The sequence below is a fragment of the Zemynaea arenosa genome, assembly GCF_004614185.1.
Classification (GTDB): Bacteria; Pseudomonadota; Gammaproteobacteria; order Burkholderiales; family Burkholderiaceae_D; genus Telluria; species Telluria arenosa.
Genome location: NZ_SPVF01000001.1, coordinates 1 through 8,140 on the forward strand (window position 1 = coordinate 1; position 8,140 = coordinate 8,140).

The 8,140-nt window shown below is 67.1% G+C and carries 9 protein-coding genes; 3 read left to right on the forward strand and 6 right to left on the reverse strand.

What is annotated here, in order from left to right; genetic code table 11:
* On the forward strand, positions 1-2,122 hold a 2,122-nt coding region (locus E4L96_RS00005; protein WP_135205190.1), incomplete at its 5' end, for a patatin-like phospholipase family protein.
* Here the strand turns inward: E4L96_RS00005 and E4L96_RS00010 are convergent.
* On the reverse strand, positions 2,095-2,865 hold the full coding sequence (locus E4L96_RS00010; RefSeq protein ID WP_135205191.1) for a helix-turn-helix domain-containing protein: 771 nt from the start codon (positions 2,863-2,865) through the stop codon (positions 2,095-2,097). The genes E4L96_RS00005 and E4L96_RS00010 overlap by 28 nt on opposite strands.
* Before the next feature lie 177 nt (positions 2,866-3,042).
* Here E4L96_RS00010 and E4L96_RS00015 point away from each other — a divergent pair, with 177 nt between their 5' ends.
* Positions 3,043-3,597, forward strand: a complete 555-nt coding sequence (locus E4L96_RS00015) for an outer membrane protein (RefSeq protein WP_167758548.1) — start codon at positions 3,043-3,045, stop codon at positions 3,595-3,597.
* 186 nt (positions 3,598-3,783) lie between these two features.
* Here E4L96_RS00015 and E4L96_RS00020 read toward each other — a convergent pair whose 3' ends face one another.
* The 5 genes from E4L96_RS00020 to dksA all read right to left on the reverse strand — a co-directional run bounded on the left by E4L96_RS00020 (position 3,784) and on the right by dksA (position 7,894).
* On the reverse strand, positions 3,784-3,990 hold the full coding sequence (locus tag E4L96_RS00020; protein ID WP_135205193.1) for a hypothetical protein: 207 nt from the start codon (positions 3,988-3,990) through the stop codon (positions 3,784-3,786).
* Between the two features lie 17 nt (positions 3,991-4,007).
* Entirely contained in the window at positions 4,008-5,345 is a 1,338-nt protein-coding gene (hslU, locus tag E4L96_RS00025) for an ATP-dependent protease ATPase subunit HslU (protein WP_181017563.1), read from the reverse strand.
* On the reverse strand, positions 5,342-5,887 hold the full coding sequence (gene hslV / locus E4L96_RS00030) for an ATP-dependent protease subunit HslV (protein WP_135205194.1): 546 nt from the start codon (positions 5,885-5,887) through the stop codon (positions 5,342-5,344). Before hslV ends, hslU begins: the two co-directional genes overlap by 4 nt.
* Positions 5,888-5,950: 63 nt before the next feature.
* Complete coding sequence (locus E4L96_RS00035) at positions 5,951-7,234, reverse strand: STAS domain-containing protein (protein WP_229414156.1); 1,284 nt, start codon at positions 7,232-7,234, stop codon at positions 5,951-5,953.
* A 213-nt stretch (positions 7,235-7,447) separates the two neighbouring features.
* Positions 7,448-7,894, reverse strand: a complete 447-nt coding sequence (gene dksA / locus E4L96_RS00040) for an RNA polymerase-binding protein DksA (protein WP_135205196.1) — start codon at positions 7,892-7,894, stop codon at positions 7,448-7,450.
* On the opposite strand from dksA, the gene E4L96_RS24010 reads away from it, so the two are divergent.
* The coding region (locus E4L96_RS24010; protein WP_220433368.1) for a hypothetical protein at positions 7,824-8,140 on the forward strand (317 nt) is incomplete at its 3' end. The two genes, dksA and E4L96_RS24010, sit on opposite strands and share 71 nt — an antisense overlap.

Here is an 8,140-nt window from a genome sequence, read left to right on the forward strand (position 1 = left end):
TCCCAAGGTCGCGCTGGTGCTGTCCGGCGGCGGGGCGCGCGGGTTTGCGCACATCGGCGTGCTGCGCGTGCTGCGCGAGATGCACGTTCCGATCGACATCGTGGTCGGCACCAGCATGGGCGGCGTGGTCGGCGGCGCCTACGCGGCCGGGGCCTCGGTCAACGAACTGGAAGCCATCGCCCGCCACACCGACTGGGACCGTGTGATCGCCGACCGCCCCGCGCGCGACGACCTGGCGTTCCGCCGCCGTGAGGAGGACATCCTGCTCCCCTCGCGCATCGAATTCGGCGTGAGCCGCAACGGCGTGGCCCTGCCGCCCGCCGCCGCCAGCAACGCCGCGCTGGAAGCGACCCTCAACAAGCTGCTCCCGGCCGGCGCGCGCGACAAGCCAGTGAACCAGCTCGCGCTGCCGTTCCGCTCCGTCGCCTCCGACCTCGTGACCGGCGAACTGGTGGAACTGAAGGACACGCCGCTGTTTCTCACCATGCGCGCCTCGCTCGCCGTTCCGGGCGTGTTCGCGCCTGTGCGCGTGAAGGGCCACCTGGTGGCCGACGGTGGCCTGGTGCGCAACCTGCCGGTGGACATGGCGCACCAGATGGGCGCGGACATCGTCATCGCCGTCAACGTGGGTACGCCGCTGGCGCCCGAGCGCGAGCTGCGCAGCGCGGTCGGCGTGGCCCAGCAGATGATCAACATCCTCACCGAGCAGAACGTCCAGCGCTCGCTGAAGGAGCTTCGCCCCGGTGACATCCTGATCTCGCCCGACCTGGCCGGCATCAGCTTCCTCGACTTCCAGGCGCACGAGCGGGCGATCGAGGCAGGCGAGGACGCAACGCGCTTGCTGGCCGAGCGCCTGCAACCGCTGGCCGTCCCAGCGCCCGACTACGCGCTGCTGGAAAACCGCCGCCTCGCCACGCCGCCGCTGGCCGACACGCCGCTGGCGCTGGCCTCCGTGGAAGTGAAGGGCAGCGAGGAGATCGACGCCACCACCCTGGCTGCGCAGACCGGCCTCGAAAAAGGCAAGCCGGTGACGCGCGCCGAAGTGCAGGAGGCCGCATCCGCCCTGTACGGCCGCGGTGACCTGGCGCGCGTGGAGACCGAGGTGTCCGACGATGGCGGCAAACGCAGTGTGGTGATCCACGCGACTGATGCGCCCTGGGCCAGCAACCGCCTGCGCGTGGGCCTGGAGCTGGGCAGCGACTTCAATGACACCAACACCTTCGCGCTCAAGCTGATGCACGTGCGCTCCAACCTGAATGCCTGGGGCGGCGAGCTGCGGACCGTGATGCGGGTGGGGACCACGCGCGAATTCGGCATGCAGTTCTTCCAGCCGCTGGGCGCGGGCTCGCCGTACTACGTGGCGCCGCAGATCGGCTATGGCTCTTCGGGCGCGGACGTGTTCAACGAAGGGCGGCGCATCATGCGCATCGGCCTGTCGCAGCAGATGGCGACGCTGGCCGTGGGCCGGGAGCTGGGCAACTGGGGCGACCTGCAGTTCGGCGTGCAGCGCGCCCGCGCAACCCTGCGTGCGACGGTGCCGGATACGGGCCTGATTCCGAAGCAGGTGGCGCTCGACACCTCGCAATTCCTGCGCTATCGCGTCGACACCCTTGATTCCCTGGCCTTTCCGACGCGCGGCGTGCTGGTGGAGGCTGCGGTGGAACATTCGGCCAGCGGGGGCGAAGGGAACACGCCGCTGGCGCGCAATTCCATCCTTGCGATGCGTGCCTTCCACGCCGGGAACTGGGCGGGCCATGTGTATGGCGAATGGGCGCACGCGCAGAGCGGCACGGCGCCGCTGTCGCTGGGCGGCTTCCTGCGCCTGTCCGGCACCCAGGCCGATTCGATCCAGGGCCGCAGCGTGGTCTTTGGCCGCGTGGCGATGGCGCGCAAGATCGCGGCCCTGCCATCGACGCTCGGCGGCGCCTTGCGCGCGGGCTTTTCGCTGGAAGCCGGCGGCAATTACGACTCGGCGATCTCGAAAGTGCGCGAGGCCTCGTTCCGCCAGGCCTTCAGCGGTTTCCTGGCAGTGGACACACGCTTCGGCCCCGCCTACTTCGCCGCCGGGGCCACCCGCGACGGCGAAAAGACGCTCTACCTGTTCCTCGGGCCGGTCTGGTGATCCGGTGCGTCCGGGCGGCGCAGCGCGGTGAAGGCCGCGAATTCGTAGGAACGGAAACCGATCAGCAGTGAGAAGCCGTCGCGCTGCTCGGGGTCGAGCCGGCGGTCGCCCTGGTGCAGGCGCGCCAGTTCGCCAGCCAGCTGCTGGATCTTCAGCACCAGCTCCTGCGCGCTGGGAAGCGACACGCGCGCGGGCAGCATCATCAAGGTCTCACCTGGGCCGTCGAAGCGGCCGCTGAAATAGTCCGCCACCACGTGGTCGCGGAAGTACTGCTGCACCGGGCCATCCGGGATCCAGTGAAAGGCGTTCGAGACGCGCAGCGTGTAGCGGTTGTGCGGCTTGAGTTCGATGAGTCCCAGGCGATCCAGCTCCGCCAGGAGGCCGATGCATTCCGGCTCGGTGAGCGCGTAGGTTTCGAGGATCTGCTCCATGCTCCAGTGGCCCAGGCAGCAGTTCGCGACCAGCAGCAGCTTGGGATTGGAGGCCAGCGACTTTTCCTGCGTCAGCGTCAGCGAGTCGCTGTGCACCCGCAGGTCGGCGGCGCGGCGCAGCACGTCTTCCATCGCGATGCCGGAGGCCTTGCAGATCTGGGCCAGGCGCGAGAGGGCCATGTCCTTCTGCCCGAACATGCGCTTGACGCTTGACTCGCTCATGTCGATGCGCGCGGCCAGGTCCTTGTAGGTGATCTCTGCGGCGCGCAGTTCGGCGCGCAGGACTTGCAGGACTCCTTCCGGTGAGCTCATTCCACATCCCCGTTATATGTATAGGTTTGCGCTACCTTGCGGGCGCGCGATGGCGTGATGGTACTACAGCGCGGTACCTTGCGTACCGTGAGATGGGCTGTTCAAGCGGGTGCTGGCGCGCGGCGCCGAAGCTTGCAAAACTGCGCGCCATCCAACAACAACACAAGGATGTTCCTGATGTACCGCTCCCTCTTTATCGCCGCTTCCTTTTTCGCGGCATCCCTGGCCCACGCTAACGAAGTGAATCCGGTCTACGCCGGCGCGGCGCTCGGCACCAGCACCTGGAAGCCGTCCTGCAACGCGTCCTTCTGCGACCGCGAACGCGGCGTGGCGGGCAAGGCGTGGCTGGGCTACCAGTTCGGCACCGTGGAAGACAACAAGCTGCTGTCGTCGGTCGAGGCGACCTACTTCAACTCCGGCGTGATCACCGAGGGCCCGAAGGATTCGCGCCACAGCACGCACGTGACGGCGTTTGGCTTGAGCTACAAGGCCGCGTACAAAGTGGGCGCGTTTGGCATGCATGCACGCGGTGGTGTCGCGGCGATCAACAACCAGGTGTCGTATGGCACGGCGCAGTTCAAGGACGGGAACAAGTTCGGCTTCACCTACGGGATTGGCGCGAGCTACCAGGTGAACGAGAACGTGAGCGTGGTGCTGGATGCGGACAAGCTGCGCAACAACCGCGTGAGCGCGCCGATCTACACGGTGGGCGTGAACTACAAGTTCAAGTGATGTGAGGCGGGGACGCTCACTGGGCATCCCCGGGTAGTACAAGTCAATGGTCCGGCTGGGCGGAGAGCCCGGCCGGCCTCTCAGTTGGCCTGATCGCGGGCGCCGCCACGAGGTGGCGCCCGCAGGCGGCCGGTCTCAAAACGACGCGCTGGATGTCGTGTCGCTCGCAGGGCTACACGGTGCGGCTCAGGCGTCGTCGTCTTCCTTCTTCAGCGGCAGTTTGGCCAGGGCGCGCTTGTCGGCCTGACGCTTGGCCGACTCCGTTTTCTCGTGCGAGCCCGCAGAGCGCTGCTTGGCCGCCACCGCCACCGGATTGCGCGGCTTGTTGAACGTCTGCGACGGTTCGACGCGGATGCGCATTTTCTGGCGGGTGGCGAGGGCTTTGTTGGCCATGGCAGCGGTTCCTGGTCTTACAGCACGTAGCGTGACAGGTCTTCGTTGTCCGCCAGCTTGTCCAGCCGCTGGTTGACGTAGGCCGCATCGATGGTCACGGTCTTGTCGCTGGTGTCCGTGGCAGAGAACGAGATCTCTTCCAGCAGTTTCTCCATCACGGTGTACAGGCGCCGCGCGCCGATGTTCTCGGTGCGCTCGTTGACCTGGAACGCGATCTCCGCCAGGCGCGTGATGCCCTCCGGCGTGAAATCGAGCGTCACGCCCTCGGTGGCCAGCAAGGCCTCGTACTGCGTGGTGAGGCAGGCGTCGGTGCTGGTGAGGATGCGCTCGAAGTCCGCGATCGACAGCGACTCCAGCTCCACGCGGATCGGGAAGCGGCCCTGCAGCTCCGGAATCAGGTCCGACGGCTTGGCCAGGTGGAAGGCGCCGGAGGCGATGAACAGGATATGGTCGGTGCGGATCATGCCGTACTTGGTGTTGACCGTGGTGCCCTCGACCAGCGGCAGCAGGTCGCGCTGCACGCCTGCGCGCGAGACGTCGGCGCCGCCCACTTCCGAGCGCGAGGCGATCTTGTCCACCTCGTCCAGGAACACGATGCCGTTCTGCTCCACGTTGGTGATGGCCTTCTGCTTCAGCTCATCCTCGTTCACGAGTTTCGCCGCTTCCTCGTCGGCCAGCAGCTTGAGGGCTTCCTTGATCTTGACCTTGCGCTTCTTGCGGCGCTGCTGGCCCACCCCCGCGAACATGGACTTGATCTGCTCCGTCATTTCTTCCATGCCTGGCGGCGCCATGATCTCCATCTGCGCGCCCGGTTCGGCCACTTCGATTTCCACTTCGCGGTCGTCCAGCGAGCCTTCGCGCAGGCGCTTGCGGAAGGTCTGGCGGGTGGTCTCGCCGTCCTTGCTCTGCTCCTTCTCGCTGACGTTGAAGCCGAAGTCGCGCGGCGGCGGCAGCAGGATGTCGAGGACGCGATCCTCGGCCGCGTCCTCGGCGTGCTGGCGCACCTTCTTCATCTCGCTCTGGCGGGTCTGCTTGATGCCGATGTCGATCAGGTCGCGGATGATGGTGTCGACGTCGCGCCCCACATAGCCCACTTCGGTGAACTTGGTCGCCTCGACCTTGATGAAGGGCGCGTCGGCCAGCTTGGCCAGGCGGCGCGCGATCTCGGTCTTGCCGACGCCGGTCGGGCCGATCATCAGGATGTTCTTGGGCGTGATCTCGTGGCGCAGCGGCTCGGCCACCTGCTGGCGGCGCCAGCGGTTGCGCAGGGCGATGGCGACCGCGCGCTTGGCCTTGCCTTGGCCGACCACGTGCTTGTCGAGTTCAGAGACGATTTCCAGCGGAGTCATGTTCATTTGGCGTCACCCAGCGTTTCAATGGTGTGGGAGAGATTGGTGTAGATGCACAGCTCGCCTGCGATGGTGAGCGCCTTCTTGACGATGTCGGCCGGGGCCAGGTCGGTGTGCTCCTGCAGCGCCTTGGCGGCGGACTGCGCATAGGCGCCGCCGGAGCCGATCGCGCCGATGCCGTCCTCGGGTTCGAGCACGTCGCCGTTGCCGGTGATGATCAGGGTGGAGGTGGCGTCCGCCACCAGCAGCATCGCTTCCAGGCGGCGCAGCACGCGGTCGGTGCGCCAGTCCTTGGCCAGCTCCACCGAGGCGCGCAGCAGGTGCCCCTGGTGCTTCTCCAGCTTGGCTTCGAAGCGGTCCAGCAGGGTGAAAGCGTCGGCGGTGCCGCCGGCGAAGCCGCACAGGACCTTGCCCTGGTACAGCTTGCGCACCTTGCGGGCCGAGCCCTTCATGACGATGTTGCCGAGGGTGACCTGGCCATCGCCGCCGAGGGCCACGTCGGCGCCGCGCCGCACGCACAGGATGGTGGTGCCGTGAAATTGTTCCATGTTCTGCCTCTGAGTTATCAAGCCCCGTGAAGATGGGGCCCGGCAACGGGATTGCAAGACTGGTCAGTATTTATGCGGAAAGATTTTGGCGACTTCGCCCGCGCCCAGCAGTTTGAGCAGGGCGGCGACGAGATGGTTCACGTCGCGCATTTCGATGGCGCGCCCGGCCGCCAGCGGGCGCAGGCGGTTGATCAGGGCGGTGGCGGCGAGGTAGTCGATGCGCGCCAGGCGCGAGCAGTCCAGCACGGCCGGGTCGTACTGGCTGGCGTAGACGTCCAGCGCGTCGAGCAGTTCGTTGGGCTGGCCTTCGATGGACGCGGGAAGCAGGTAGCGGTCGGACGGCGGGGCCGTGCGGGCGGGCGCGGCGGTGGCCACGTGGGCGGCGGCCTCGAAGGAGGGCGGCGAGACCTCGTAGGTGATGCAGTAATCCATCGCCGTTTCCTCGAACTCCTTTTCGCGGTTCATCAGGAGCAGGAGTTCGAGCAGCAGCAGCCAGACGTGCGGGCTGACCTCGCGGTTGCCGACGTCCACGCCGCCGCGCAGCAGGTCGGCGAACTCGGGGGCACCGGCCAGGGTCAGCTCGCGCTGCTGCTTGCGCAGTCTTTGCAGCGCGCCCAGCAGGAGTTCACAACCTTCCGGCGTGACGGACTGGATGCGGAAGAATTCCAGCCGCAGCGCGGGCGAACCGGGCGCGGCCTGCTGCAGGCGTTCCAGCTGGGGCGCGATGGAGGCGTCCAGGGTGCCGGCGAAGGATTCGGTCGGCGCCACGCCCGCGCCCGGCTTGCCCGGCGCGTCCAGCGGCGGCAGCGGGGCCCAGGTCGGCGGCGAGGTTTCGAAGCGGCTGGCGTAGTCGATGGCCAGGCTGTCGAAGGCGTCCTGCTGGCCGGTGACGAGGTAGAGGTCGAACAGCATCCACCACAGGGCGCGGTCGTCGTTCAGGTGCTCGCGCAGCATGTGCTCGGCGATGACGTGCTCGCCGTTGGCGTACAGGATGGCGATCTCGTCCAGCACGGGGGCACTGGCAGCCTCCACCGGCATGGGCAGTTCTTCGTCCGCCAGCAGCTGGGTGGTGGCGAGTTCGCTCTGGGCGCCGGGCGGCTTGCGCTTGCGGTCGCTGCCCCAGGCGGGCTCGTCGTTGAAGATGTCCTCCACCATCGCCTGCTCGATGGCGTCGATTTTCTTGGCGGTGTCGCGCGCGATCTGGCGCTGGCGCTCGCGCTCGGCCTCGGTCTCGAAGGTCATGCGGGTCGACTCCCCGCGCAGCAGGCGCGAGTCGGGGAAGGCGTCGGGAGCGAGCTCCTCCGGCGCTTCCGGTTTCTTCCCTTTGAACAGCGAGAACAGTCCCACGCGTGGTCCCAAAATTCCTCGAATCGTGCGGTAAAACGGCAGTGCTAGAAGGTAGCACGAACGCCGGGTCCGGGTGGCGCGCACGCGGCGGTGGCGCACAGCCGGAGGCTAAGTGTATCCCAAGGGCAATACATTGGGGCGCACAGATGCATATGGAAACAAAAAAAGCATGCGCTGGCGCATGCTTTGTCTGGGGGAGGGCCGCAGCCGGGTTCAGTCGCCGTACAGCTTCTGCTTCAGTTCTCGGCGCTGCTGGGCTTCCAGCGACAGGGTGGCGGTCGGGCGGGCGATCAGGCGCGGAATGCCGATCGGCTCGCCGGTTTCCTCGCACCAGCCGTACTCGCCCGCCTCGATGGCGGCCAGCGACTGTTGCACTTTCTTCAGCAGCTTGCGCTCGCGGTCGCGCGTGCGCAGTTCCAGCGCATGCTCTTCCTCGATGGTGGCGCGGTCGGCCGGGTCCGGCACCAGCACGGTTTCGCGCAGGTGTTCGGTGGTCTCGCCGGCGTTCTTCAGCAGCTCCTTCTCCAGCTCCTGGAGGCGGTTCTTGAAGAAGGCCAGCTGGGCCGGGTTCATGTAATCCTTGTCACTCATGGACCGGATTTCGTCTTCGGTCAGGAGGCGGTCTTCTGCGCTCGCGGCAGTCTGTTTTTTTGTAGTCATGACTTCACTTACCTTTGATACGACAGAGGATTTCATTTTATCAGCTAACGCGGCGACCGCCGGGGACTGTACGCCCGAGTTCGCCACCGCGCCGGAGGCCGGTGCGGGTGCTGCCGAGGCGGCCGCCGCAGGTGTCGTTTTCGCCGCGGAGGCTGCCGGTTGTGCGGCGGGTGCTGCTGCCTTGGCTGTCGCCTTGGCGGGTTTCGTGGCCTTGGCCGGGGCCGCGCTGGTGGCGCTGGCCTTGGC

Bases quoted from the DNA above. Each gene is read 5' to 3' on its own strand.
- dksA (WP_135205196.1), bottom strand. From the start codon at position 7,894: ATGACTACAAAAAAACAGACTGCCGCGAGCGCAGAAGACCGCCTCCTG.
- E4L96_RS00010 (WP_135205191.1), bottom strand. From the start codon at position 2,865: ATGAGCTCACCGGAAGGAGTCCTGCAAGTCCTGCGCGCCGAACTGCGC.
- hslV (WP_135205194.1), bottom strand. From the start codon at position 5,887: ATGGAACAATTTCACGGCACCACCATCCTGTGCGTGCGGCGCGGCGCC.
- hslU (WP_181017563.1), bottom strand. From the start codon at position 5,345: ATGAACATGACTCCGCTGGAAATCGTCTCTGAACTCGACAAGCACGTG.
- E4L96_RS00020 (WP_135205193.1), bottom strand. From the start codon at position 3,990: ATGGCCAACAAAGCCCTCGCCACCCGCCAGAAAATGCGCATCCGCGTC.
- E4L96_RS00015 (WP_167758548.1), top strand. From the start codon at position 3,043: ATGTACCGCTCCCTCTTTATCGCCGCTTCCTTTTTCGCGGCATCCCTG.